General features: G+C 64.4%; 25 protein-coding genes. 13 read left to right on the top strand and 12 right to left on the bottom strand.

The features are described 5' to 3' along the window. The first annotated feature begins 233 nt into the window (after positions 1-233). Genes ACIBK2_RS05700 through ACIBK2_RS05690 form a run of 3 tightly spaced genes read left to right on the top strand, consistent with a single transcriptional unit; the run spans position 234 to position 2,434 of the window. On the top strand, positions 234-716 hold the full coding sequence (locus ACIBK2_RS05700) for a DUF309 domain-containing protein (RefSeq protein WP_396964126.1): 483 nt from the start codon (positions 234-236) through the stop codon (positions 714-716). 48 nt (positions 717-764) lie between these two features. Then, the gene (gene gluQRS / locus ACIBK2_RS05695; RefSeq protein ID WP_396964124.1) at positions 765-1,682 is read left to right on the top strand and encodes a tRNA glutamyl-Q(34) synthetase GluQRS; all 918 of its coding nucleotides are present in this window, start codon (positions 765-767) and stop codon (positions 1,680-1,682) included. A 44-nt stretch (positions 1,683-1,726) separates the two neighbouring features. Then, entirely contained in the window at positions 1,727-2,434 is a 708-nt protein-coding gene (locus ACIBK2_RS05690) for an RDD family protein (RefSeq protein WP_396964122.1), read from the top strand. Positions 2,435-2,509: 75 nt separating this feature from the next. On the opposite strand, the gene ACIBK2_RS05685 is transcribed toward ACIBK2_RS05690, so the two are convergent. Next, positions 2,510-3,070, bottom strand: a complete 561-nt coding sequence (locus tag ACIBK2_RS05685) for a DUF4190 domain-containing protein (RefSeq protein WP_396964120.1) — start codon at positions 3,068-3,070, stop codon at positions 2,510-2,512. Positions 3,071-3,108: 38 nt separating this feature from the next. Here ACIBK2_RS05685 and ACIBK2_RS05680 point away from each other — a divergent pair, with 38 nt between their 5' ends. Further along, positions 3,109-3,879, top strand: a complete 771-nt coding sequence (locus ACIBK2_RS05680) for a queuosine precursor transporter (protein ID WP_396964118.1) — start codon at positions 3,109-3,111, stop codon at positions 3,877-3,879. Between the two features lie 51 nt (positions 3,880-3,930). Here the strand turns inward: ACIBK2_RS05680 and tgt are convergent, their stop codons facing one another. The 5 genes from tgt to ACIBK2_RS05655 form a co-directional block, all read right to left on the bottom strand. Further along, a complete protein-coding gene (gene tgt, locus ACIBK2_RS05675; RefSeq protein ID WP_396964116.1) occupies positions 3,931-5,175 on the bottom strand; it encodes a tRNA guanosine(34) transglycosylase Tgt in 1,245 nt (414 codons plus the stop codon). A gap of 127 nt (positions 5,176-5,302) precedes the next feature. After that, a complete protein-coding gene (locus ACIBK2_RS05670; RefSeq protein WP_396964114.1) occupies positions 5,303-7,225 on the bottom strand; it encodes an ABC transporter ATP-binding protein in 1,923 nt (640 codons plus the stop codon). Then, complete coding sequence (locus tag ACIBK2_RS05665) at positions 7,222-8,955, bottom strand: ABC transporter ATP-binding protein (protein WP_396964112.1); 1,734 nt, start codon at positions 8,953-8,955, stop codon at positions 7,222-7,224. The genes ACIBK2_RS05670 and ACIBK2_RS05665 overlap by 4 nt, the downstream gene beginning before the upstream one ends. A gap of 154 nt (positions 8,956-9,109) precedes the next feature. Then, entirely contained in the window at positions 9,110-9,619 is a 510-nt protein-coding gene (locus tag ACIBK2_RS05660) for an Rrf2 family transcriptional regulator (RefSeq protein ID WP_357379929.1), read from the bottom strand. Between the two features lie 45 nt (positions 9,620-9,664). Then, a complete protein-coding gene (locus tag ACIBK2_RS05655; RefSeq protein ID WP_396964109.1) occupies positions 9,665-10,258 on the bottom strand; it encodes a TetR/AcrR family transcriptional regulator in 594 nt (197 codons plus the stop codon). Positions 10,259-10,459: 201 nt separating this feature from the next. Here ACIBK2_RS05655 and ACIBK2_RS05650 point away from each other — a divergent pair, with 201 nt between their 5' ends. Further along, positions 10,460-12,754, top strand: coding sequence for an MMPL family transporter (locus ACIBK2_RS05650; protein ID WP_396964107.1), 2,295 nt, complete (start codon positions 10,460-10,462; stop codon positions 12,752-12,754). 205 nt (positions 12,755-12,959) lie between these two features. Next, positions 12,960-15,260, top strand: a complete 2,301-nt coding sequence (locus ACIBK2_RS05645; RefSeq protein WP_396964105.1) for an MMPL family transporter — start codon at positions 12,960-12,962, stop codon at positions 15,258-15,260. 47 nt (positions 15,261-15,307) lie between these two features. Here the strand turns inward: ACIBK2_RS05645 and ACIBK2_RS05640 are convergent, their stop codons facing one another. From ACIBK2_RS05640 to ACIBK2_RS05630, 3 genes are all read right to left on the bottom strand, one after another. Next, positions 15,308-15,568 (bottom strand): hypothetical protein, encoded by a 261-nt coding sequence (locus ACIBK2_RS05640; RefSeq protein ID WP_396964103.1) that lies wholly within the window; start codon positions 15,566-15,568, stop codon positions 15,308-15,310. Positions 15,569-15,629: 61 nt separating this feature from the next. Then, positions 15,630-15,830, bottom strand: a complete 201-nt coding sequence (locus ACIBK2_RS05635) for a hypothetical protein (RefSeq protein WP_396964101.1) — start codon at positions 15,828-15,830, stop codon at positions 15,630-15,632. Positions 15,831-16,006: 176 nt separating this feature from the next. Beyond that, on the bottom strand, positions 16,007-16,207 hold the full coding sequence (locus ACIBK2_RS05630; protein ID WP_396964099.1) for a hypothetical protein: 201 nt from the start codon (positions 16,205-16,207) through the stop codon (positions 16,007-16,009). Positions 16,208-16,400: 193 nt separating this feature from the next. Here ACIBK2_RS05630 and ACIBK2_RS05625 point away from each other — a divergent pair, with 193 nt between their 5' ends. Together ACIBK2_RS05625 and ACIBK2_RS05620 are read left to right on the top strand one after the other, a co-directional pair. Further along, positions 16,401-17,672, top strand: a complete 1,272-nt coding sequence (locus ACIBK2_RS05625; protein ID WP_396964097.1) for an acyltransferase family protein — start codon at positions 16,401-16,403, stop codon at positions 17,670-17,672. A gap of 116 nt (positions 17,673-17,788) precedes the next feature. Then, positions 17,789-18,226 carry a hypothetical protein gene (locus ACIBK2_RS05620; RefSeq protein WP_396964095.1) on the top strand — a complete coding sequence of 146 codons (438 nt, stop codon included), beginning with the start codon at positions 17,789-17,791 and terminating at the stop codon, positions 18,224-18,226. Positions 18,227-18,229: 3 nt separating this feature from the next. Here ACIBK2_RS05620 and ACIBK2_RS05615 read toward each other — a convergent pair whose 3' ends face one another. After that, positions 18,230-19,084, bottom strand: coding sequence for an SDR family oxidoreductase (locus tag ACIBK2_RS05615; RefSeq protein WP_396964093.1), 855 nt, complete (start codon positions 19,082-19,084; stop codon positions 18,230-18,232). A 62-nt stretch (positions 19,085-19,146) separates the two neighbouring features. Here ACIBK2_RS05615 and ACIBK2_RS05610 point away from each other — a divergent pair, with 62 nt between their 5' ends. The 4 genes from ACIBK2_RS05610 to ACIBK2_RS05595 all read left to right on the top strand — a co-directional run bounded on the left by ACIBK2_RS05610 (position 19,147) and on the right by ACIBK2_RS05595 (position 20,935). Further along, positions 19,147-19,530 (top strand): winged helix-turn-helix transcriptional regulator, encoded by a 384-nt coding sequence (locus tag ACIBK2_RS05610; RefSeq protein ID WP_396964090.1) that lies wholly within the window; start codon positions 19,147-19,149, stop codon positions 19,528-19,530. Between the two features lie 4 nt (positions 19,531-19,534). Next, on the top strand, positions 19,535-19,972 hold the full coding sequence (locus ACIBK2_RS05605) for a hypothetical protein (protein WP_396964089.1): 438 nt from the start codon (positions 19,535-19,537) through the stop codon (positions 19,970-19,972). 382 nt (positions 19,973-20,354) lie between these two features. Next, positions 20,355-20,567 (top strand): hypothetical protein, encoded by a 213-nt coding sequence (locus ACIBK2_RS05600; protein WP_330183974.1) that lies wholly within the window; start codon positions 20,355-20,357, stop codon positions 20,565-20,567. Then, a complete protein-coding gene (locus tag ACIBK2_RS05595) occupies positions 20,564-20,935 on the top strand; it encodes a type II toxin-antitoxin system death-on-curing family toxin (protein WP_396964086.1) in 372 nt (123 codons plus the stop codon). The genes ACIBK2_RS05600 and ACIBK2_RS05595 overlap by 4 nt, the downstream gene beginning before the upstream one ends. A gap of 559 nt (positions 20,936-21,494) precedes the next feature. Here ACIBK2_RS05595 and ACIBK2_RS05590 read toward each other — a convergent pair. Then, positions 21,495-22,352, bottom strand: a complete 858-nt coding sequence (locus ACIBK2_RS05590) for a DUF6602 domain-containing protein (RefSeq protein ID WP_396964084.1) — start codon at positions 22,350-22,352, stop codon at positions 21,495-21,497. A gap of 491 nt (positions 22,353-22,843) precedes the next feature. Between ACIBK2_RS05590 and ACIBK2_RS05585 the strand changes: the two genes are divergently transcribed. Continuing rightward, positions 22,844-23,410, top strand: a complete 567-nt coding sequence (locus ACIBK2_RS05585) for an HD domain-containing protein (protein WP_396964082.1) — start codon at positions 22,844-22,846, stop codon at positions 23,408-23,410. Here the strand turns inward: ACIBK2_RS05585 and ACIBK2_RS05580 are convergent. Beyond that, a complete protein-coding gene (locus tag ACIBK2_RS05580) occupies positions 23,398-23,865 on the bottom strand; it encodes an NUDIX hydrolase (protein WP_396964080.1) in 468 nt (155 codons plus the stop codon). The two genes, ACIBK2_RS05585 and ACIBK2_RS05580, sit on opposite strands and share 13 nt — an antisense overlap. Positions 23,866-24,111 lie beyond the last annotated feature (246 nt).

Genomic DNA, 24,111 nt, shown 5'->3' with positions numbered 1-24,111 from the left:
ACACTAGCAGGTCTATCGAAAGTTTGCCCATCTCTTGCTTATTGAAACATCGCAACTGCCAAGTTTGCGAAGATGAAATGTTGCGGAAACATTGCCAGCGGGTATTGACCATTCCTCTGATCGGACTTCCGCAAACATTTCGGCCGATGTGATTGCTCCGTGATCCGTCATAGTTTCTTTCTGTGGACACTGGCTCATCGACGCCACCGCCGGGTGCGGGCATGATGGAAGTCATGGTTGACCGCGATCGCGACGACGCAGGTCGCGCCCTTAACTCTCGTCCGCGTGACCGATTGGGCCGCCCGATGCCACCCGGTAGTGCCGGAGTTGCCCGAATTCCCGACGATCTGGACCTGCCGCCGGAGCAAACGCTCACCTTCGCTCAGCAACTGCTGGACGACGGTTTGGCATTCAACGCGCACGAGGTATTAGAGGCCGCGTGGAAGAACGGACCGTTCGCCGAACGGATGCTGTGGCAGGCCCTTGCCCAACTTGCTGTCGGTGTCACACACATCCAGCGCGGTAATCCCAAGGGCGCGCGCACCCTGCTCACCCGCGCGATCACCCGGCTGACCGAGTACCGGCCCGAGGACGGCGCGGACACCTACGGCATCGACCGCGCGGGCCTGATCGCCCACTCGCAGGCCCTGCTCGACGCGCTGGACGCGCAGACACCGATCGCGCCGACGGAGCTGATGCCGCAGCTGCGCGGCTGATATCTACGATGGGCACCGTGTTCACGTCATCGCGCCCGGGCCGGGCCCGTGCCTGAGCTGGGTGCGGGCCGGTACGCGCCGAGCCCGTCCGGTGATCTGCACCTGGGCAACCTGCGCACGGCGCTGCTCGCCTGGGCGTTCGCCCGCTCGACCGGTCGGCGCTTCCTGCTCCGGGTCGAGGACCTGGACCGGGTGCGGGCGGGCGCCGAGCAACGACAGCTCGACGATCTCGCCGCGATCGGACTCGACTGGGATGGCCCGGTGGTCCGGCAGTCCGAGCGTCTCCCGTACTACCAGGACGCGATCGATCGACTCACCGCCGCCGGACTCACCTACGAATGCTTCTGCACGCGAAAGGAAATCCAGCAGGCGGCGACGGCGCCACACGGTCCGCTCGGCGCCTATCCGGGCACCTGTCGCACCCTGACCGAACAGGCGCGCACCAGGTTTCGCGAGGAAGGACGTCCAGCGGCGCTGCGCTTACGGGCGGCGGCAACCGAATTCGAGATCGTCGACGACCTGCACGGACGCTACCGGGCACCCGTGGACGACGTGGTGCTGCGGCGCGCGGACGGCGTCCCGGCCTATAACCTCGCGGTCGTGGTCGACGACGCGGCGCAGGGCATCGATCAGGTGGTGCGCGGCGACGACCTGCTACCGTCCACCCCGCGTCAGGCCTATCTCGCGACGCTGCTCGATCTTCCGGTGCCGCACTACGCCCATGTTCCGCTGGTACTCAATGCCGAAGGACAACGTCTGGCTAAGCGCGACGGCGCGGTCACGCTGGCCGATCAACGCGCGCTCGGCAACACGCCCGACCAGGTAGTGGCCGTACTGGCCCACTCGCTCGGCTACCCGGCCACCTCGGCGGCGGAACTGCTCGACAGCTTCGACCCGGCACATCTGCCACACGAACCGTGGATACTCGACGGGAATGGGTTGTTGCAACGCAGTCGATGTCCGTAACGTACGCATTCGTCCAACTACTGATCACTCGACGAGGACAAACTATGACAAGCGGTGGGTACGACCCCAACCAATATCCGCAGGGCGGGCAGCCGTATGGGCAGCCGTACCCGCAAGGCGGCCAGCAACATCCGCAAGGCGGTCAGCAATTCCCGCAGGGCGGCCAACAGTTCCCCCAGGGCGGACAGTACGGCCAGCAGCCGCCGCAGTACGGGCAGCAGCCGCCGCAATACGGCCAGCAGCCGCAGTACGGTCAGGCGCCGCAGTACGGCCAGCAGGATCAGTACGGCCAGTACCCGCAGCAGCCGGGCGGCTTCAACCAGTACGGTGGGCAGCCGGGTGACCTCGGCACCCGCATCGGTGCGCGCGTCATCGACGCACTCATCCTCTACATCCCCTACCTCATCATCTACTTCCTGGTGAAGAACAGCCTCGGGCTGGCCATCGGCCTCGGCCTGGTCTGGACCCTGGTGCAGCTCGCCTACTTCGTCGGCATGGAGACCTCGCAGGGGACCACCATCGGCAAGAAGGTGCTCGGCCTGAAGGTCCTCGCGCCCGGCGGCGCGGCCAAGATCGAGCCGGTCACCTCGCTGAAGCGCAACATCTTCGTCGCGGCGAACATCATTCCGTGCGTCGGTGGCCTGGTCTCGCTGGGGCTCGCGATCTACATCATGATCACCATCTCGCAGGACCCGAACAAGCAGGGTTGGCACGACAAGTTCGCCGGTGGCACGCAGGTCGTCAAGTCCTGACGCCGATCGGCTGAAAACACGCGCAGGGGCGCACCCGTTATCGGGTGCGCCCCTGACGTTTTGGTGCGGTCGAGACTAAGTGGTTCCGGCGATGAGCACGACGGCGAACCAGAGGATGGCGATCACGATGGCGCCGACGCCGATCCAGATGCCGGCCAGCGCCATGCCCTTGCCCTCTTGGCCGCTCTGCTTGACCTGGTTCAAGGCGATGACGCCGAGGATGATGCCGACGATCGAGCCGATGCCGCAGGTGATGAATCCGGCGAGCGAGGCGATCAGCGCGCCGATCGCCATGCCGTTGGTGCCCTGCTGCTGCGGCAGCCCGTACGGCTGGTAGGCGGGCTGGTAACCGTAGTTCGGCTGCTGACCGTACGGTTGCTGCGGCTGGCCGTAGGGTTGCTGCGGCTGTTGCTGCCCATATGCCTGCTGCGGCTGCTGGTAGCCCGGGTACTGCTGTTGCGGCGGCGGGGTCATGGGCTGGGCGGGTTGCTGCGGGTACTGCGGCGCCGACGGATACCCCGATGGCTGTTCAGCGTTCGGGTATTGCGGAACCGAGCTCTGCGCACCGGATTCCGGCGATACGCCTTGGCCGCCGTACTGTTTCCACCATTCGTCGGAATCGCCGGGATTCGTCATTGCTACAGGGTATTCCACAACCTGGTTGGATGATGCGGGTGAGTGAGCCGAATAAAACCGAAGCGCCCGAATCTGGGCACCCCGCGCCCGACCATGCGGCATTCGCCCAGGTGGCGCGGGGGTACTACACACCGATCGTGGCGTTGTTCACGGCAACGCTGATCATCTCTAACATCTGTGCGACCAAGGGCGTGCAGTTCTTCACCGACCACTCGGTGAAGATAGGGCCGGTGGAGGTGCTGCCGATCAGCACCGACGGCGCCTGGTTCCTTTTCCCGCTGGCCTACATCATCGGCGACGTGCTGAGCGAGATCTACGGCTTCAAGTCCGCCCGCCGGGCCATCTACTACGGCTTCGGCATCCTGCTGCTGGTGGTGGTCTGCTTCAAGATCGCTATCGAGTTGCCCCCTGCGACGTTCTACGAGAACCAGGACGCGTTCCGCACCGTCATCGGCACCACGCCGCAGCTGGTCGCGGCCGGGCTGGCCGGCTATTTCGTCGGTGAGATGCTGAACTCCGCGACGCTGGTGCTGATCAAGGAACGGACCAAGGAAAAGCACCTGTGGGCGCGACTGATCGGCTCCACCGTGGTCGGCGAGTTCGGTGACACGCTGATCTTCTGTTCGATCGCGGCCACCGCCATCGGCATCGACTCGTGGGGCCAGTTCGTGAACTACGTGATCGTCGGCTTCGTGTGGAAGACGCTCGCGGAGGTCATCGTGCTGCCGATCACCTACCGGGTGATCGCCTGGCTCAAGAAGAACGAGCCGACCTACGCACCGAGCAAAGAACCCGCGCTACTGAGCTGAAAGATGTTGGCGGCCACCGAACTCCACGCGGTGGAGTTCGGGGCCACCGGTTCACGGGGTCGGAACTCGGCCCTTCCAGCGACCGAGCGTCTCGGCCTTGTGCTCATCGAAATAGCCGCCCTCGATGCTCGCGCGAATACGGTCGACCAGCCGAATGGTGTAGCGCTCGTTGTGGATTGTGCACAGCGTTGCCGCGAGGATTTCCTTGGCCTTGAACAGATGGTGCAGGTAGGCGCGGGTGTAGTTGGCGCAGGTGTAGCAGTCGCAGGTGTCGTCGATCGGGGTGAAGTCGCGCCGGAAACGACTGGTGTTGATGTTGAATCGGCCCTCGGCGACATAGATGGCGGCATTGCGGGCGACCCGGGACGGGTTCACGCAGTCGAAGGTGTCCGCGCCGTGCTCCACCGCGGTGAAGATGTCCTCCGGCTCGCTGATGCCGAGCATGTGCCGTGGCTTGTCCTCGGACAGTTCGTCGCAGCACCAGCCGACGATGGTGCCGAGGTTGCTCTTTTCCAGCGCGCCGCCGATGCCGTAACCGTCGAAACTCGTGCCCTCGCTGCCGCGCAGCGATTCCAGGCCGCGACAGGCCTTGCGCCGCAGGTCTTCATACTGCGCGCCCTGGATCACGCCGAAAAGCGCCTGGTACGGGCGGTGCGTGCGGGCGGCGGTCAGGCGCTCGTGTTCGTCGAGGCAGCGCTGCGCCCACTCGTGCGTGCGCTGCAGTGACTTCTCTTGGTAGCCGCGGGTATTGAGCAGGGTGGTGAGCTCGTCGAAGGCGAACATGATGTCGGCCCCGAGCTGGTGCTGGATGCCCATGGACACCTCGGGGGTGAACCGGTGCTTCGAGCCGTCCAGGTGCGAGCGGAAGGTGACGCCGTCGTCGTCGACGGTGGCCAGGCGCTCCTTACCCTTCGCGATCACGTCGTCGCTGCGTACGTCGACCGCCTCCATGGCGAGCACCTTCTTGAAGCCGACGCCCAGCGACATCACCTGGAAGCCGCCGCTGTCGGTGAAGGTCGGCCCCGGCCAGTTCATGAACGTGCCGAGCCCGCCCGCCTCGTCCACGATGTCGGAACCCGGCTGCAGGTAGAGGTGGTAGGCATTGGCCAGCAGTGCCTGCGCGCCGATCTCTTTCATCGTCTCCGGCAGCACCGCCTTCACCGTCGCCTTGGTGCCCACCGGAATGAACGCGGGCGTGGCGATCGAGCCGTGCGGAGTGTTGATCACACCTGATCGGCCGTGCCGCCCGTCGAGGCGGTTACCGACGGTGAACGAGAAGGAACCAGGGTCTGACACCCGAACATCCTCCCAGCACGGAATCGGCCGCGATGTCGGCCCCCGCCGCAGGCACGACAGCCCCCACCGCAGGCACGACAAAGGCCGCCCCGCCGTGGCGAACGGCGAAGCGGCCCTTGGTCGAGCGCTATACGTCGGCCGAGGCCGCCGCGAACTGGGCGTTGTACAGGCGGTAGTAGGCGCCGCGTTCCTCGAGCAGGCGTTCGTGGGTGCCGTGCTCGACGATGCGGCCCGCCTCCATGACGACGATCAGGTCGGCGTCGCGGATGGTGGACAGGCGGTGCGCGATGACGAAGCTGGTGCGGTCGCGGCGCAGGGCCGCGGTCGCGTGCTGCACCAGCAGTTCGGTGCGAGTGTCCACCGAGCTGGTCGCCTCGTCCAGGATCAGGATGGACGGCTTCGCCAGGAACGCCCTGGCGATGGTGATCAGCTGCTTCTCCCCGGCGCTGACGCCGGAGCCTTCCTCGTCGATGACCGTGTCGTAGCCGTCGGGCAGCGCGTGCACGAAACGGTCCACATAGGCGGCCCGCGCGGCGGCGAGGATGTCTTCCTCGCCGGCGTTCGGGTTGCCGTAGGCGATGTTCTCCCGGATGGTGCCCTTGAACAACCAGGTGTCCTGCAGCACCATGCCGATGCGGGAGCGCAGGTTGTCGCGGCTGATCCGGGTGATGTCGACACCGTCGATGGTGATGGCGCCGGAGTCCAGCTCGTAGAACCGCATCAGCAGATTCACCAGCGTGGTCTTGCCCGCGCCGGTGGGACCGACGATCGCGACCACGTGGCCGGGCTCGGCGATCAACGACAGCCGCTCGATCACCGGCTTCTCCTCCTCGTAGCGGAAGGAGATGCCCTCGAACTCGACCTCGCCGCGGTCGACCGGGCGGGTATCGGCCGCGATCGGATCCGGGCTCTGCTCCTCGGCGTCGAGGATCTCGAAGATCCGCTCGGCCGAGGCGACGCCGGACTGCAGCAGGTTGGCCATCGCGCCGATCTGGGTGAGCGGCTGGCTGAACTGACGCGAGTACTGGATGAACGCCTGCACCTCGCCGAGCGAGAGCTGACCCGTCGCGACCCGCAGGCCGCCGACCAGCGCCACCAGCACGAAGTTCACGTTCCCGAGGAACATGATGGCGGGCATGATCAGCCCGGAGATGAACTGCGCCTTGAAGCTCGACTGGTAGAGCTCCTCGTTGCGCTTGTCGAACTCGGCGCCGACCTCCTGGTTGCGGCCGAACGCGGTGACGATCTCGTGCCCGGTGTAGGCCTCCTCGACCTGCGCGTTCACCAGACCGGTGTGCTTCCACTGGTCCACGAAGTGCGGCTTGGAGCGTTTCGCGATCAGCGCGGTGACCACGATCGCGGCGGGCACGGTGAGCAGGGCGATCAGCGCGAGCAGCGGCGAGATCCAGAACATCATCACCAGGATGCCGAGCACCGTGAACACCGAGACGATCAGCTGACTCATCGTCTGCTGCAGGCTCTGCGACACGTTGTCGACGTCGTTGGTGACCCGGCTCAGCACGTCACCGCGCGGCTGGGAATCGAAGTAGCGCAACGGAAGTCGATGGATCTTGTCCTCGATTTCGCCGCGCAGCCGCTTGACCGTCCGGTTGATCACCATGTTGAGCAGGAAGGCCTGCAACCAGCCGAACACCGAGGCGCCGATGTAGAGCGCGAGCACCAGCAGGAGCACATGGCCGACAGCGGTGAAGTCGATGCCGACGCCGGGGGTGACGTCCATGGCGCCGACCATGTCGGCAAAGGTGTTGTTGCCGCTGGCCCGCAGGTAGTCGATCGCCTGATCCTTGGTGGTCCCCGGCGGGAACCGCAGCTGGTGCTTGCCGACGAAGCCGTCGAAGACCAGGTTGGTCGCCCTGCCGAGCATGTATGGACCGAGCGTGTTCAGCACCACCGAGGTGATGGCGAGCAGCATGACGAGCCAGACGAGCTTCTTCTCCGGTGCGAGCCGGTGCAGCAGCCGCTTCAGCGACGGGCCGAACGACTTCGCCTTGGCATCCGGCGCACCGGGGGCAGGCATTCCTGGCCTCATCGCACCTCCTCCGCGCTCAGCTGGGATGACACGATTTCCTGGTATTCCTTGCAGTCACGCATCAGTTGTTCGTGCGTGCCGATTCCGGCCATCTCGCCGTCCTCGAGCACCACGATCTGGTCAGCGTCGCGGATCGTGGTAATCCGTTGCGCCACAATGATTACCGAGGCGTCACCGGTCACCGGCCGCAGCGCGTCGCGCAGCCTGGCGTCGGTCGCCTGGTCGAGCGCGGAGAACGAGTCGTCGAACAGGTAGACCCTCGGCTGCTTCACCAGTGCCCGCGCGATGGCGAGCCGCTGGCGCTGGCCACCGGAGACGGTGGTGCCGCCCTGGGCGACCGGAGTTTCCAAGCCCTGCGCCATCTCTCGGACGAAGTCGTCGGCCTGCGCGATCTCCAGCGCCCGCCAGAGTTCCTCGTCGGTGGCGTCCGGATTGCCGTAGCGCAGGTTGCTGGCGACCGTCCCGGAGAACAGGTACGCCTTCTGCGGGATCAGGCCGATCTGTGCGCGCAGCACCTCGAGGTCGATGTGCCGGACGTCGGTGCCGCCCAGGTATACCGCGCCGTCGGTGACGTCCATCAGCCGCGGAATGAGATTGAGCAGCGTGGTCTTGCCCGAACCGGTGGAGCCGACGATCGCGGTGGTGGTGCCCGGCTGTACCTGGAACCGAATGGCTTTCAGCACCGGCTTCTCCGCGCCGGGGTACGCGAACTCGGCGAATTGGAAGTCGACCTCGGCCGGGTCGCCCTTGAACGGCTGCGGCAGCGGCGGCGGCACGACCGAGGACTCGGTCTCCAGCACCTCCCCGATCCGTTCGGCGGAGACCGCGGCGCGCGGCGCCATCATGGCCAGGAACGAGGCCATCATCACGGCCATCAGGATCTGCATGATGTAGGACAGCATCGCGGTGAGCGAGCCGATCTGCATGGTGCCCCCGTCGACGGCGTGCCCGCCGAACCAGATCACCGCCACCGCAGTGACATTGCTGATCAGCATGACCAGCGGGAACATCAGCGCCATCAGCCTGCCGACGCGCAACGCGGTATCGGTCAGCTCCGTGTTCGCGACGCCGAAGCGCCAGGTTTCCTGGCGTTCCCGGACGAAGGCACGGACGACGCGGATACCGGTGATCTGCTCGCGCAGTACCCGGTTCACCTCGTCGATCCTGGTCTGCATGTCCCGGAACCCGGGCACCATCCTGCTGATGATCCAGCCCATCGACAGCCCGAGCACCGGCACCGCGATGAGCAGCAGCCAGGACAGGCCGAGGTCTTCGCGCAACGCCATGATGATGCCGCCGATGCACATGATCGGCGCCATCACCAGGATGGTCGCCGACATCGCGATGAGCAGCTGCACCTGCTGAATGTCGTTGGTATTGCGGGTGATCAGCGACGGCGCGCCGAACATGCCGACCTCGCGCGCGGAGAAGGTGCCGACTCGGTGCAGCAGCGCGCCCCGCATATCGCGGCCCGCGCTCATCGCCGCCTGCGCGCCGAGGTAGACCGAGCAGCCCGAGCTGACGATCTGGACAAAGGTGACCGCGAGCATCCGTAGACCGGTGCTCCAGATATATCCGATATCGCCCTTGGTGACGCCGTTGTTGATCAGATCGGCGTTGAGACTCGGCAGATACAGCATCGCGATCACCGAGATCAACTGCAGCACAACGACCCCCGCCAGCTGGGCGCGGTAGGGGTACAGATAGGTGCGCAGAAGTCGAATCAGCATGATGAATCGCAGAATACCGGCGAACAGTGACGTGCGTCGCAAACATTTCTGACCTGCATAAATGCCCTCCCGTCGAGGCGCTTACCCGCGCCTGGCGTCCAATTCGGTGGCCCTGGCATCTGATTCAGCGGGCGATATGTCTGATTCAGCGGACCTAATTCAGCGGGCGCTCTCTACGCGCCCATGCGCCCGGATCATTCGTGAGCGCGTCGACGAACTCGGGTAGCCGATTGTTGGCGACGTCGTCGATCGACACATTCTCCAGTACCGCACGAATATTCACGCGCAAGGCGATCCAGACACGCTGCAGCGATTCGGCCGCGCCCTGATAGGTCACGTCCTCCGGGCGCTCGCCGCGCACCGACGCGAGCGGGCCCTCGATCGCCCTGATCACGTCGGCGACGGAGATCTCGGTGGCCGGGCGGGCCAGCCAGTAGCCGCCGTCGGGACCGCGCCTGCTGATCACCAGATCGGCCCTGCGCAGGTCGCCGAGCACCGTCTCCAGCACCTTCGGCGGGATTCGCTGGGCCGTTGCGATCGCCTCGGCCTTCACCACCGGCGCGGCCTGCACGACGGGGCCGAGCACGGCCGGGTTCAGCTGCGGTGCGCGGGCGATCTCGAGCAACGTCCGCACCGCGTAGTCGACCTTCGCGGTGATGTGCACAGCATCTCCTGGCGTTTTCCGGTTGGTCCGTCGAGTAGCTGCAATCTACGCGCTGTTGCGCGCGTTGAGCACGCAGGTCGCCGCATCGAGCATGGTGGTTTCCACCAGCGCATCGTCGGCGCCCGGCGCGAACTCCCTGGACATCAGCGCGACGCCGAGCATCGCGAGCACCGCACCCGCGCGCAGTTTGGCCTCATCGGTGGCGTCCGGTCCGGCCAGCCATTCGCGCAGCGTCTGATCGTCCTCGACGAGATCGGGATGCCGGTCGGCCATCGCGTTGAGGATCGTCACGGTGTCGCGCAGCACCAGCGCGCCCGCGGCGCGGTGGTGCACCAGGCCGCGCAGATAGTTGCGCAGCACGTCCCTGATGCCGTCCGCGTCGCGGGTGGCCTGGCCCAGATCGAGCACCACCGAATGCATGTGATCGATGATCGGATCGATGATCGCGTGTAGCAGGTCGAGCTTCGAGGCGTAGTGATAGTAGAGCGAGGCCTTTGTGATTCCCACCGCATCCGCGACCTCGCGCAGGCTCGTCTGCTCGAATCCTTTGTCGCCGAATAGCTTCACCGCGGCGTCGCGGATCGCGGATTTCGTGCCTCGACCAGCGGCAACGCTGCCGTGGGTAGATCGCGCGGTCATCGGATGATCCTCTCACCATTCGTGCGCCGAGCTAACAGTGTCGGCGAAATAGAGGTTGCACCTCCGCTTAGTCCTCGAATAGTCTACCTACCGCACGGTAGGCAGAAAGCGTCACGTGGAGGCGGGGACAAGCAGGGCACCCCGCGAGTGCTGTCACCGGCCTGAATCAGCACGTCCCCCAGCACCGCTAGGAGATCTCTCGTGTCCGTGTACCTCTACAGATGGGGAAAGTTCGCTTTCCGAAGAAAATGGATAGTGCTCCCCGTCTGGCTGCTGCTCTTCCTGATTCTCGGCGGCTTGGGTGCGCAGCTCAAGAAGCCGATGACGAACGACTTCAGCATGCCGGACCTGCCGTCCGCGCGCGCGAACGACATTCTCGACAAGCACTTTCCGGGCGCGTCCGCCGCGTTCAAGTTCGACGCCGTCACCGGCACCTACGTGATCGCCGCACCGGCGGGCCAGAAGCTCACCGACCCGGCGAACCGCACGGCCGTCGACGCGTTCATCGCCAAGCTGGGCGACCTCGGCATCGTCGACCACAGCAAGCCGATCATGAACCCGGTCGCGGCCGCCGAGAAGATGGGATGTCTGGCCGACCCGGATCCCGGAAAGTGCAGTGGCGCACCGCTGAACGTGCTCAGCAAGACCGTGCCCGACTCGGTGGCGGTGATGAACGTGCCGTTCACCATCAAGAAGTTCACCGACGTCACCGACCAGCAGCGCGACGCGGCCTACGCGGTCGCCGCCGACGCGCGCAATGCCGGGCTCACGGTCGAGATGAGCGGCTCGATCGCGATGAAGCAGCAGGCGCCGAGCGGCCAGTCCGAGATGATCGGCATGGGCGTCGCGCTGATCGTGATGGTCGTGGCGTTCGGCGCGATCGTCGCCGCCTTCGTGCCGATCCTCACCGCGATCATCGGTCTCGGCGCGGCCACCTCGCTGATCTTCCTCGGCACCTCGGTGATCGAGGTACCGAGCTTCACCACCTTCCTCGCCTCGATGATCGGCATCGCGCTGTCCATCGACTACGCGTTGTTCATCGTCTCGCGCTACAAACATGAACTGGCGGTACAGGATTCGCCGGAGGAGGCGGCCGGTACCGCGCTCGGCACGGCCGGGTCCGCGGTGGTGTTCGCCGGCCTGACGGTGATCATCGCGCTCGGCGGACTCAGCATCGTCGGCGTGCAGTTCATGACCTTCATGGGTCTCGGCGGCGCGATCGCCGCGGCGTTCGCGGTGCTCACCGCGATCACGCTGATGCCCGCGCTGCTCGGCGCGTTCGGGCGGTTCCTGTTCAAGCCGAAGCTGCCGCTGGTCGCGCAGCACGATCCGGAGGACGACCACTCGGTCACCAACGGCATGCGCTTCGGCCGGTTGATCGGCAAGGCACCCTGGCTCGCGCTCGGACTGAGCGTCCTGGTGCTCGGTGCGCTCGCCGCGCCCGCGGCCGGGCTGAACCTCGGCCTGCCCGGCGACGACAGCCAGCCCAAGACCTCCACCATCCGCAAGGCCTACGAGCTGCGCACCGAGGGCTTCGGTGAGGGCAGCAACGGCGTGCTGAACGTGGCGGCCGACCTGTCCAAGGTGCCGGTGGAGAACCGGGACAACGCGGTCAAGGCGTTGCGCGACAAGCTCTCCGCCTACCCCGGCATGGACTACGTGACCGAGCCGAAGTGGAGCGAAGACAAGCAGGGCGTGCTGCTCGACGGCGTGCCGAAGTCCGGGCCGAACAACCAGGCCACCAAGGACCTGGTCAAGGACGCTCGCGACGCGGAAGGCCAGCTGCAGGCCGAGTTCGGCATGGAATACGGCATCACCGGCACCACCGCCATCTATGCCGACGTCGACAACGTGCTGCTCGGCAAGATCGTGCCGTATCTGGCGATCGTCGCCGGTGCCGCGTTCATCCTGCTGATCCTGGTGTTCCGCTCGATCCTGGTGCCGTTGACCGCGGCGCTCGGCTTCCTGCTCTCCATGGGTGCGACGTTCGGTGCGACGGTGCTGATCTTCCAGGAGGGCAAGTTCGGGCTGATCGCGGATCCGCATCCGCTGATCAGCTTCCTGCCGATCATGTTGATCGGCTTGGTGTTCGGCCTCGCGATGGACTACCAGGTGTTCCTGGTGACCCGAATGCGCGAGGAGTTCGTCAACGGCAAGTCACCGAAGGAAGCGGTTGTCGCCGGTTATCACCACGGTGCCCGCGTGGTGACCTCGGCGGCGATCATCATGATCTCGGTGTTCGGCTCGTTCCTGCTCGAGACCGACGTGACCGCCAAGTCGTTCGGCTTCGCGCTGGCGGCCGGCGTGCTGTTCGACGCGTTCATCGTCCGGATGGTGCTGATCCCGTCGCTGCTCGTCCTGATGGGCAAGTGGGCCTGGTGGATGCCGAAGTGGCTGGACCGGATCGTGCCCGATATCGACGTCGAAGGCGCCAAGCTGCGTGAACTGCAGCAGCGGTCGACGGAAACGGCGAAGGTGCCGGTCGGCGTCAGCTGATCACTCCGCACTCGGCCCCGCACTCGATTCTTCGGGTGCGGGGCCGAGTTGTTTGCGCGGTCGGTTCTTGATCTTGTGCGCCGTCCGCAGCAGACTCAGAAGAAGTTCGACCTCTCCAGCTCGGTAGTTCCCCGGCGGGCGCAGTCGGCCCGCGGGCGTTCAGACGCTCGATCCGGCCCGACTCGACCACCGCGAGGAGAACCCTGTGTCCGTGTATCTATACCGATGGGGCAAGTTCGCCTTCCGCCACAAGTGGATTGTGCTGCCCATTTGGATCGTCGGTTTCCTGATCCTCGGCGTGCTCGGCACCCAGCTGAAGGAGCCGATGAGCGACGACTTCAGCATGCCGAACCTGCCGTCGGAGCGCGCGACGCAGATCCTCGACCAGCACTTCCCCGGTATGTCCGAGGCGTTCAAATTCGACGCCGTCACCGGGACCTACGTGCTCGGCGCACCCGCGGGCCAGAAGCTGACCGACCCGGTCAACCGGCAGGCGATCGACGCGCTGATCGACAAGCTGAACCAGCTCGGCATCGTCGACCACAGCAAGCCGATCCCGAACCCGATCACCGCGACCGAGGAGATGGGCTGTCTCGTCGCCGAGCCGGACGCCTCGAAGTGCAGCGGCGCACCGCTGAACGTGCTCAACAAGACCGACCGGGACACGGTCGCGTTCTTCAGCGTGCCGTTCGGCATCAAGAACTTCACCGACGTCACCGCCGAGAGCCGCAAGGCCGCCTACGACGTGGCCGACCAGGCGCGCGGCGCGGGTTTGACGGTCGAGCTGAGCGGCACCATCGCGACGGAGCAGCAGGCGCCGAGCGGTCAGTCCGAGATGATCGGCATGGCGGTGGCGTTGATCGTGATGATCGTGGCGTTCGGCGCGATCGTCGCCGCGTTCGTGCCGATCATCACGGCGGTGGTTGGGCTCAGTGCGGCTACCGCGCTGATCTTCCTCGGTACCTCGTTCCTTTCTATCCCCAGCTTCACCACGTTCCTCGCGTCGATGATCGGTATCGCGTTGTCCATCGACTACGCGCTGTTCATCGTCTCGCGATACAAACATGAACTGGCAGTACAGGATTCACCGGACGAGGCGGCGGGCACCGCGCTCGGGACCGCGGGCTCGGCGGTGGTGTTCGCCGGTCTCACCGTCATCATCGCGCTGGTCGGGCTCAGCATCGTCGGCGTTCGATTCCTGACCTTCATGGGTCTGGGCGGCGCGATCGCGGCCGGGTTCGCGGTGCTCACCGCGATCACGCTGATGCCCGCGCTGCTCGGCGCGTTCGGGCGGCACCTGTTCAAGCCGAAGCTGCCGCTCATCGCGCAGCACGATCCGGAAGACGACAACTCGATCACCAATGGCATGCGCTTCGCCCAGGCCATCGGCAAGGCGCCCGCCGTCGCACTGGTGCTCAGTATCGTCGTGCTCGGGCTGCTCGCCCTGCCCGCGACGAACATGAACCTCGGGCTGCCCGGCGAGGACAGCATGCCCAAGACCTCCACCGTCCGGAAGGCCTATGAGCTGCGCACGGCCGGGTTCGGCGAAGGCAGCAACGGCGTGCTGCAGGTCGCGGTCGATCTGGCGAATGTTCCGGCGGAAAAGCGCACCGCGGCACTGAATTCGCTGCACGACGAGCTCGCGGCCTCACCGGACATGGACTACGTGACCGAGCCGCGGCTGAGTCAGGACGGACTCGGCGCGCTCATCAACGGTGTACCGAAGTCAGGGCCGAACGACCAGTCGACCAAGGACCTGGTCCGGGACGCCCGCGCGGCCGAGGGCAGGCTCGAATCGCAGTACGGGATGAAATACGGCATCACCGGAACCACCGCCATCTATGCCGATATCGACCACGTGCTGCTCGGCAAGATCGTGCCGTACATGGCGATCGTGGCGGGCGCCGCGTTCATCCTGCTGATCCTGGTCTTCCGATCGATCCTGGTGCCGCTGACCGCCGCGCTCGGCTTCCTGCTGTCGATGGCGGCCACCTTCGGTGCGACGGTGCTGATCTTCCAGGAGGGCAAGCTCGGGTTGATCCAGGATCCGCGTGCGATCGTGAGCTTCCTGCCGATCATGCTGGTCGGCTTGGTGTTCGGCCTCGCGATGGACTACCAGGTGTTCCTGGTGACGCGCATGCGCGAGGAATACGTGCACGGCAAGCCGCCGAAGGAGGCGATGATCAGCGGTTATCACCACGGGGCCCGGGTGGTGACCTCTGCCGCGGTCATCATGATCTCGGTGTTCGGCTCGTTCCTGCTGGAGACCGACGTGACCGCGAAGATGATGGGTTTCGCGCTGGCGGCCGGCGTGCTGTTCGACGCGTTCCTGGTGCGGATGGTGTTGATTCCGTCGCTGCTCGCGCTGATGGGCAAGTGGGCCTGGTGGATGCCTCAGTGGCTGGACAAGATCGTGCCGGACATCGATGTGGAGGGCGCGAAGTTGTTCGCGTTGCGCGGGCAACCGACGCCGGGCGATGCGAAGCTGCCCGCCGACGTCGGCTGATTTTCCAGAATTCGCCCCCACGCGGTTCTCCGGGTGGGGGCTGGTTTTTATTGGCTCGGCTGCGGCAACGTGCAGTCATCGACCTTGGGGTTCATACCCATGTAGTTGAGCGGGCCGGCCAGCGATGTGAGGGCGATCGTGCCCCAACCCGCGCAGTTCGTCGGGCTGCTCTCGAAATAGTGACGCTGACCCGCGGCGATCAGGCCGATGGCCAACCAGATGAGCAACAGTGTGCTGAACACTCTGGTACCGGTGTGGCGCACTGCTCGGCCGCGAAAACCGCGGCTGCGAATCTCTTGGTCGCGCATGTCGTCGCTCCCTTTCCGTGCTCCCCACCTGAGAATACCCCGCCTGATCAGCGTTTATCCCCTACTGGCTCGGCTGCGGAACGTTGCAGTCGGCGATCTTCGGGTTGATGCCGACGTAGTTGAGCGGACCGGCCAAGACGGTGAGCGCGGTGGTGCCGAATCCGGCGCAATTGATCGGGCCACTGTCAAAGTAGTGGCGCTGGCCTGCGGCGATCACACCGATCACGAGCCAGAGCACGACAATCAGGCTGCCAAGTCGCATAGTGCCTCATTCGTCGGCGTCTTCTGAGCGACCCTCATTATCGGGTCCCGAACGCGACGCGCCGAACGCGGCGACACGGCCTGCGCGCCGCAACGAACCTCGCGCCCGTTGCCGGACGCGAGGTTCGCCGAATCAGGTTGGGCCGGTGTGCGGTACGCGGTCACCGGTGCCGTGGATTACGGACTTGGTTGCGGCACATTGCAATCGTCGACCTTGGGATTCACGCCCATGTAGTTGAGCGGGCCTGCGATCACCGTGACGGCGATGGTGCCGAACCCGGCGCAATTCACCGGTCCGCTGTCGAAGTAGTCCCGCTGAGCTGCGGCGACAACGCCGATCAGCAACCAGACCAGGACAATAAGGCTTCCGATTCTCATGTTTCTCTCGCTCATCGGTCTCGAGCGGACTGCACGACGGCGCATGGGCCACCACGTCCTTCCCGCATTTAGCTATCCGGCGTATACCCCCATTCGCCCGAAATATCCGTTGCCGCCGAACTATCGCTCGCCGGTTCGATACCGCAGGCGTGCGGTGCATTTCATCCGCTGTTCAGCCGGGGCGGGTACGCCCATGAGTGTGACTAGACCGCGCAGTTGGACGATCGATCTCGGTCGGGTCTTCGCGATCGGGGTCGTCGTTGTCATTCACTGGATTTCGGTGCGGGTCACCGTTACCGACGGTGTGCTGCGTGGCGAGCCCGCGCTGCACGGGCGGCCGATCTGGGCGTTGTCCTGGCTGATTCAGGTGATGCCGCTGTTCTTTCTCGCGGGCGGATTCGCGAACACGCTGATCGTGGATCGTTGGCGGGCAAGCGGGTTGGGTTATGGGGAGTATCTCGGTCCGCGGGCGCGGCGGCTGGTCACGCCGGTGCTCGCGTTGGTCGCGGTGCTGGCTCCGGTGATCGCGGTACTCGGTGTCTACTCCGAGCGGACGGCGGCGACGGCCGCGCATGTCGTCGCCAGTCCGCTGTGGTTTCTCGCGGTGTATCTGATGGCAGTGGCGGTGGCACCTGGCGCGGTGGTGCTGCACGATCGGGCTCCGCTGCTGTTGCCGTTGGTTTTGCTGGGGTGCTCGATTGCGGTGGACGCCTTGCGATTCGGCGGTGCGGGGCGGTTCGCCGAGTGGAATCTGGTCTTCGTGTGGTTGTTCTGTCATCAGCTCGGGGTGGTACACGCGCGCGGGCTGTTGCGGACGGTCACCGATGCCGGTGTACTGCTTCTTGCCGGGGTCGGCGTCGGGCTGCTGGTGGTGATGGTCGGGGCGGGCCCGTACTTTCCGACCACCCTCGGGGTGGCCGATGCGCCGGTGTCCAATCTGGCGCCGCCCACTTCGGCCATCTCGATTCTCGCCGTCGTTCAGCTGGCGGTGTTGACGTGGGTGGACCGGCGGGTTGGTGGGTGGGAACCGCGCCGGTCGGTGCGGCGGGTGATCACCGCGATCGTGCCGTTGTTGATGACGATCTATCTGTGGCATGTGCCCGTGATCGCGATGTTGACCGGGGCGGCGACGCTGGCGCCGTCGCGATTGCTGCCGGACGATCCGCAAATCTGGTGGGAGACAAGGCCGTTGTGGATTCTGGTCGGTGGGGTGGTGTTGTTCTTCGTGGTGCGGGTCAGCATGCGCTGGGATGCGTTCTGTGCGCGGTACGCCGCGCGCGACACGACGGTGCCCGCGGTGGTCGGTACGGTGCTGGCCGCTTGGGGTGTGTACTCGATCTGGCAGGTCGGGCTGTTTCCGGTGGGAGCGGGTGCTGCCCTGTTGTGTGTGGTGCTCGGCGCTGCCGTACTCACCTCGACGCGGCGTATCGGCGCTACCGTGGACAAGTCCGCAGCGCCTGCATGAAGGGCAAGGAAGCCCGGGTCGGCGCACGATTCGGCACGACTGCCGGTTGCCAGGTCCGGTCAGCGATTACGCTTCTTTCAGCTCGCCCGCATGCCGACCTTCCAGGAGGTAGCACGATGAGCAGGTCTTTCTCTCGAACCGTGGTGGGTGGCGCGGCCTTCGCGGCCGCTGCCGTCACCGCCGTGATGATCGGTCCACCGGCGAACGCCGACGTCGAATCCGTCAGCGTCGCCGCCGGGCCCGAAGGGCTGCTGACCGGCTGTCACTACACCGTGACGGCGACGGTCACCGATTCGGAGGTTCCGCCCGGCTCGGTGTTCTTCCTGCTGGCCGGCGGCGTAATCCCGGGCAATGGGGAGCGGATCCCGGGTGACGCCGTGCATCACCCGGAGAACAACACCGTCACCCTCAGCTGGACGCCGACCCGGGTCGGTTCACAGAACCTGATCGGCATGCAGAGTGAACCGGGCAAGTACACGTCGTCGAAGTTCATCACCGTCGACGTTGTCGGCAGTGGGCTCGATGCCGGAAGTTCCTGTCTGCGTATCGGATAGGTGTCAGGCGAAGTCGGCGGCGTGATCGGCGACCCACTGCGCGTAGCTGCGGGCGGGTGATCCGGTGACCTCCTGGATCGTTGACGTCGGCAGCCCCGGCGTGTCCACCATCGCGGCCAGGCCGCCGAGGATGTAGTCGGCGAATTCCGCCGGTACCCAATCCATCTGCGCCTCGGCCTGTTCGCGGGTGATCTCCTCCCAGACCAGTGGGCGACCGAGCGTCGCACCGATGATCGCTACCTGCTCGGCCCTGCTCAGTGAGGCCGGACCGCTCAGCTCATATCGCGCACCGATGTGCTCGTCTGTGATCAGTGCCCGCACCGCGACCGCCGCGATATCCGCCTCGTGTAGCAAGGTCATCGATGCGGCTCCGTATGCGCCGCGCACGACGTTGCCAGTGCGGATCTGTGGTGCCCACTCCAACGTGTTGGTCGCAAAACCGTAGGGGCGCAAGAAAGTCCACTCCAGTCCGGAATTCCTGATCGGCTCTTCGAGGAGCGCGTGTACCTTGCCGATCGGGTTGTCCTGTTCCTCGAGATCGTCGCGGACCGCGGCGGAGGACAGCAGGACGATGCGGCGCGCGTGCTCGGCGATCACCTCGACCACCGGAATCACGTTGTCGGCGGGCAAATTCGGCCAGGTCAGGTAGACGGCGTCCACTCCGTCGAGCGCGCGGATCAGCGTTTCCGGCGCGGTCAGATCGCCGGGCACGACCTCGACGCCGGTCGGAAATGACGCCGCCTCGGGTTTGCGAGCGAGCGCGCGCACCGTCACCTCGGTCTCCGCGAGTTGCGAAACAACCTGTCCGCCAACATGACCGGTCGCACCGATCACCAAAACCTTCGCTATTTGAGCCATGAGCTCACCATACGAAAGCGACTAACCTTTGGTAAGGCCCCACCTCAAAGTAAGCTCTAACCGTGAAGGTAGGTTCCCTGGTCAATAGCTCGCCCGGCACCACACGGCAGGCAATATTCGACACCGACTGCCCCGGCCGCACCGTCCTCGATAAGCTGACCAGCCGCTGGGGCGTGCTGATTCTGTCCGCCCTGCGCGACGGACCGATGCGGTTCCACGTCCTGCGCGACCACATCGGCGGCATCAGCGAGAAGATGCTGTCGCAGAACCTGCGCACCTTCACCGATTACGGCCTCACCGACCGCACCGTGGAACCAACTACCCCACCGAAAGTCACATACTCACTCACCCCGATGGGTATGGAAGTAGCGGAACGATTGCACAGTCTGCTGGACTGGGTAAGCCGCAACGGTGAGGCAATCGTGAAATTCCAGTCAGGGAGGTAGCACGATGAGCAGGTCCTACTCTCGCGCCGCAGTCGGCGCGGCCGCCTTCGCGGCCGCGACCGCCACCGCAGTGCTGGCCGGACCACCGGCCAACGCCGAGGTGACCGGCGTCAGCGTCGACCTCGGCTCCGAAGGCATCGTCACCGGCTGCCACTACCGAGTGACCGCCACACTCACCGACGCCGCCACCCCACCCGGCACCGTCTTCTTCTGGCTCTCCGGCGGCGTCATCCCCGGCAACGGCGAACGCCTCCCCGGCGACCCCATCCACCACCCAGCCAACAACACCGTCACCACAACGTGGACCCCCACTCAAACCGGCCCCCAAAACCTCACCGCAATCCAAAGCGTCCCAGGGCAATACACGTCAACGAAGTTCACCACCATCAACGTCGACGGAACCGGCCTCTACACCGGAAGTTCCTGCATCAAAACGGGATAGATATCCGCGCCATGCCGAGGCAATGGGAAAGGAAAAGCCCCGCGCCTGTCGGAACAGGTGCGGGGCTTTGGCGGAGGCGGAGGGATTTGAACCCCTGTTGCCGAGTTAGCGCTACCAGGCGATTTCTTGCAAACAGCAAGGCAGGGCCGGTTCGGGTTCACACTCGCGCTCGAACATACATGCGCATCCCGCGCGGTCTGTTGCGGCCGAAGACCGTGGCACCGGCCAACGGGACCCGACATGTAGCGGTAGACGGTGGCCCGGGAACAGCCCAACATCTTCGCGATATCCGGACCCCTTTCGGGTGCGGGGCCGAGTCGTTTCCGGGCGCCCACCCTCCTAGTGATACCAAAATGGTTCACCTATGTGGTATCATTTCGGTATGACCAAGACGATGAGTGTTCGATTCCCCGACGAGACCAAGGCTCGCCTCGAGCAGGCCGCCGAGGCTTCGCACATATCCGCCAACGCAGCCGTGGTGCAGGCCGTGGAGCAGTGGGCCGCGCAGCAGACTCGCGCAGCTTTGGTCGCCGAGGCCGCTGACGAGGTGTTCGCACGTCGGGCCGGGCTGTTCAAGCGGTTGGCCGACGCATGATCTACCTGACCCCGGAGGACATCGTGAACCTCAATGCCCGCCACCTGGGCGGCACTGCGGCCGTACGCGATGCGGGTCTGGTGGCTTCCTCCGCGGGTCGTCCCTCCTCCGGGATGTTCGGAACCGACGCGTACCCCACGATGGAGTTGAAAGCAGCTGCGCTGCTTCACTCTTTGATCTGCAATCACGGGTTCGTGGACGGCAACAAGCGCACCGCGTGGTCCGCCATGGAAATCATGCTGTGGATCAATGGCCGCTACTTTTCGGCACTATCCGAGGATGAGGCGTTCGAACTGGTGCACCTGGTGGCCACCGATTCGGAGATGGGCGTGGAGAAGATCGCCGAGGCCCTGAGGATCGAGAGCTAGGCCGAAACACCCGAGTTGTTACAACAGGACTGGAACGAAAGAGCTGGGCAAAGACCGAATCATCCTCTGACGCCTCACAACAAAGAGCCCCTCACCTGAATCAGGTGAGGGGCTTTGGCGGTGGCGGAGGGATTTGAACGCTCCGTCACCCCACTACCACGATCAGGCAATTTCAGTCAAACATCCTGGTGTACAGCGATCTTCATTCACTCGCATACCCGGTCATAGATCACCTTCGACCGGCGTTCTTTGTCAGATTCTTGTCACCGAATGCTCGCGTCTGGCTGAAACCAACCGGGCCAGGGACCCCTCCCCCGACTACCTGAGCCACCCCGCACCGCTTGGTTGTGTCTTCTGGATACGGATTCCGAGGGTCAAGGGCGCACCCACTCAGACATCCCTATCGCACGCTTCCGGCGCATCCTCCCGTCCCTCGACCACGAATCCCACTCGGGGGGATATTGGCCCGTATGCCTGAGGGCAGGCCAGAACGACCGGAGAGGGGGTGACCCCGTGGGTACCTGCCACCCGGCAATACACCCTGGTCTCGTAAACTCAGTTACCTGATGGAGTCATTGAAGAAATAGTTCTCGACATTGGCCGTGCGACCACAAGTCTTGCCGATGTACGCCTGGATGTAGCCGAGCCCATGAGCCAGTGCAACCCGCCCGCCGCTGCCATGCCGCGTTGACGACTCAGCAGTCAGGAGGCGTGAAAGCCGATCGCTTGCGCGCACCGTCGCGACCTCATATCTGCCGTTTTCATCTGCAACTGCCGCAAACGTTCCGGAAAGCGCTAGTGCGAAATCGAGCATCGCGACATTGGAGTTAGCCGAGGCCTTTGCTATAGCCTTGCTCGTGATCGCTCCAGGTATATCGGCAAAATCATCGGCCGCTACTAGGCCAATTATGCCGAGTAACGGATTTCCACGATAAGGACTGTCTAGGCCACCTCCAACCACGAGTCCACCTGGCAAGTACTGAGTTTCATCGTCCTTTCGTACCCGCGAGGCAGTCACGATATCTCGAATATGCTCGGTCGCGGAAGCAATGCTGCCAGCATCCAAGGTTCGTTTTACCTCGATTATCCCCACTACAGCTTCCACGGGAACCATCTCGATTCCGTGCGCTTGATCGACCACCCACAGCGAGTGCGGAACGAGGGTGTCCACGATCAGGATGTCGACCTGCGGGCTGACTGCCGGTTCCTCCGCTCGGCTTTCGGCACTGATGATGTAACCGGACGTCACCTTGAAACGAGCAGGAAGGATGGATTCGAGTATCTGGCGTACTTCGTTCTCGACACCCGCCCCGCTGGCCGAGATGTTCTTCATGTACTGATGGATTGTTAAAGACTTCTCTCGGACATAGTCGGTGTAGCGAAGATTGACCTCAAAGAGGTCGCGATAGCTAACCATGGCCGCACCCTACTTCATGATGCGCCGTCCGATTGCCGGGAACGCGAGTCATGTTGGTAACTCACCAATCCCGTGTAGTCGCTAGCTGCGCTCGATGTGTCGGCATCCCATTACCGCGCGGGCCGAGTTACATCTTCGGTGCGCAGCTCACAGTTCCCCCAGTAGCCCCACCAGTCGAGCATGGTCTACATGATCGGCAGTCCGGTTTGCCGAGCCGATGATTGAACGGTGTATCGAGCAAACCGCACGCTCGACCCCCCTCCCCCTCACCGAGATAGATTTGGCCCGCATGCCTGAGGGTGGGCCGTGAACAGAGAGGGGAGGAGGGTATAGCCACCCAGGTCCCCTTTCTTTCGCGCACAACCCGGTAACCCGTACAGGCTCGCGCCTGCTATAAGGAACGCTTCGGTATGCGCTGGGGGGTAAGGGGTGGGCCGCCAGGTGTCGCGCAATCACCACCAAGTGCACCCAACAACGGTTAGCGTTGGACGATGACCGTCTTCGAGTCGTCGTCTTGGGCTTGGGATTTGGCTAAGCGCGAGTTGGAGATACCGCTGCGTCGACGTTGGGCGCACTCGAAGGGAGTAGCCAAAGCCGCGGTTGAGCTTGCGGCACAACTGAGTTGTGACCGGGATTTGCTCGAAGCGTCCGCCATCCTCCATGACGTTGGCTACGCGCCCAGGCTTGCAGTGACCGGGTTTCATCCGTTGGACGGTGCCCGTTTCCTGCGGGACGAGCATCGCGCCGACGAGCGGCTTGTCCGCCTGGTTGCCAACCACACCTTCGCTTTGCTGGAAGCGGACGAGCGCGGTTTGCGTGACGAACTGGAGTCAGAGTTTCCTATCCTGGATGATCCGCTGCTGGTGGATGCCTTGACCTACTGCGACATAACAACAACACCGGATGGCACGCGGACCACAGCGGGCGACCGGGTGGCAGAAATTCTGAGCCGCTACGGTCCAGATACCTTGGTGGGTCGGTTCATTCAGCGTGCTGCGCCGGATATATTTGCGACAGTGACGTGGATCGAGCAAGCTCTATTGGCTCATCCGAGGTAGGGATAGTTTCCCGACAGATAATCGCCGATCTGTTGGCGCATGCTCGGGTGTATGTCGTACTGGTCCAAATCCGCAGGCGACACGAATGTTACGCCGTCGGCCTCGTCGTTGATAGTGGGCTCCCCGCCGACTGGTCGGCCGATGTAAGTGTTCTCGTACTGCTGACGTATTTCGCCATCGGTGTAGGCGACGATGTGATTCGGGTTGCTGTAAACGCCTAGGAAGCCTGTGATTTCAGCCATGATACCGGTTTCTTCCTGACATTCTCTGATGGCACACTCGGCGGGCGTCTCGCCCATATCCATAGCTCCGCCAGGCAACGCCCACTGACCCGTATCACGACGCCGCTGCAACAGAATCGCCTCGTGCTCGTCTGTGACAAGCAGATTGCACGCCACCACAAGCGAATTGGGCTTGGGTGCCTTCGGGTCGTAGTAGTACTCGATCCTGCCCATGATCGGCCTTTCGTCAGGGTATCCAGGGTTTCGCGTCTGCCCAGATGGCATCGAAGCTTTCGGTGTAGTTGTCGAACCATCCGGAGTCGTCAACGCGCTTGAGTTGGAAAACCGGATTTGCGCTGGCGGGTTGTCCCCAGATATGTGGGTTTGGGCCGTCCCCGATGAATGAGACCACTCGGTATTAGAGTCCTGTTTGGCCTGGTGAGGGCCGAGAAGGGACACTGATCGATATGGCAGGACGCA

The sequence above is a fragment of the Nocardia sp. NPDC050175 genome, from assembly GCF_044459885.1.
Classification (GTDB): domain Bacteria; phylum Actinomycetota; class Actinomycetes; order Mycobacteriales; family Mycobacteriaceae; genus Nocardia.
This window is presented reverse-complemented; position numbering and strand designations above follow the sequence as displayed.

Excerpts from the sequence above, each read along its gene's own strand:
- ACIBK2_RS05685 (WP_396964120.1), bottom strand. The coding sequence starts at position 3,070 with ATGACGAATCCCGGCGATTCCGACGAATGGTGGAAACAGTACGGCGGC.
- ACIBK2_RS05640 (WP_396964103.1), bottom strand. The coding sequence starts at position 15,568 with ATGCGCGACCAAGAGATTCGCAGCCGCGGTTTTCGCGGCCGAGCAGTG.
- ACIBK2_RS05690 (WP_396964122.1), top strand. The coding sequence starts at position 1,727 with ATGACAAGCGGTGGGTACGACCCCAACCAATATCCGCAGGGCGGGCAG.
- ACIBK2_RS05635 (WP_396964101.1), bottom strand. The coding sequence starts at position 15,830 with ATGCGACTTGGCAGCCTGATTGTCGTGCTCTGGCTCGTGATCGGTGTG.
- ACIBK2_RS05700 (WP_396964126.1), top strand. The coding sequence starts at position 234 with ATGGTTGACCGCGATCGCGACGACGCAGGTCGCGCCCTTAACTCTCGT.
- ACIBK2_RS05590 (WP_396964084.1), bottom strand. The coding sequence starts at position 22,352 with ATGGTTAGCTATCGCGACCTCTTTGAGGTCAATCTTCGCTACACCGAC.
- ACIBK2_RS05595 (WP_396964086.1), top strand. The coding sequence starts at position 20,564 with ATGATCTACCTGACCCCGGAGGACATCGTGAACCTCAATGCCCGCCAC.
- ACIBK2_RS05585 (WP_396964082.1), top strand. The coding sequence starts at position 22,844 with ATGACCGTCTTCGAGTCGTCGTCTTGGGCTTGGGATTTGGCTAAGCGC.
- ACIBK2_RS05670 (WP_396964114.1), bottom strand. The coding sequence starts at position 7,225 with ATGAGGCCAGGAATGCCTGCCCCCGGTGCGCCGGATGCCAAGGCGAAG.
- ACIBK2_RS05665 (WP_396964112.1), bottom strand. The coding sequence starts at position 8,955 with ATGCTGATTCGACTTCTGCGCACCTATCTGTACCCCTACCGCGCCCAG.
- ACIBK2_RS05615 (WP_396964093.1), bottom strand. The coding sequence starts at position 19,084 with ATGGCTCAAATAGCGAAGGTTTTGGTGATCGGTGCGACCGGTCATGTT.
- ACIBK2_RS05620 (WP_396964095.1), top strand. The coding sequence starts at position 17,789 with ATGAGCAGGTCTTTCTCTCGAACCGTGGTGGGTGGCGCGGCCTTCGCG.
- ACIBK2_RS05630 (WP_396964099.1), bottom strand. The coding sequence starts at position 16,207 with ATGAGAATCGGAAGCCTTATTGTCCTGGTCTGGTTGCTGATCGGCGTT.
- ACIBK2_RS05605 (WP_396964089.1), top strand. The coding sequence starts at position 19,535 with ATGAGCAGGTCCTACTCTCGCGCCGCAGTCGGCGCGGCCGCCTTCGCG.
- ACIBK2_RS05600 (WP_330183974.1), top strand. The coding sequence starts at position 20,355 with ATGACCAAGACGATGAGTGTTCGATTCCCCGACGAGACCAAGGCTCGC.
- ACIBK2_RS05625 (WP_396964097.1), top strand. The coding sequence starts at position 16,401 with ATGAGTGTGACTAGACCGCGCAGTTGGACGATCGATCTCGGTCGGGTC.
- ACIBK2_RS05655 (WP_396964109.1), bottom strand. The coding sequence starts at position 10,258 with ATGACCGCGCGATCTACCCACGGCAGCGTTGCCGCTGGTCGAGGCACG.
- ACIBK2_RS05580 (WP_396964080.1), bottom strand. The coding sequence starts at position 23,865 with ATGGGCAGGATCGAGTACTACTACGACCCGAAGGCACCCAAGCCCAAT.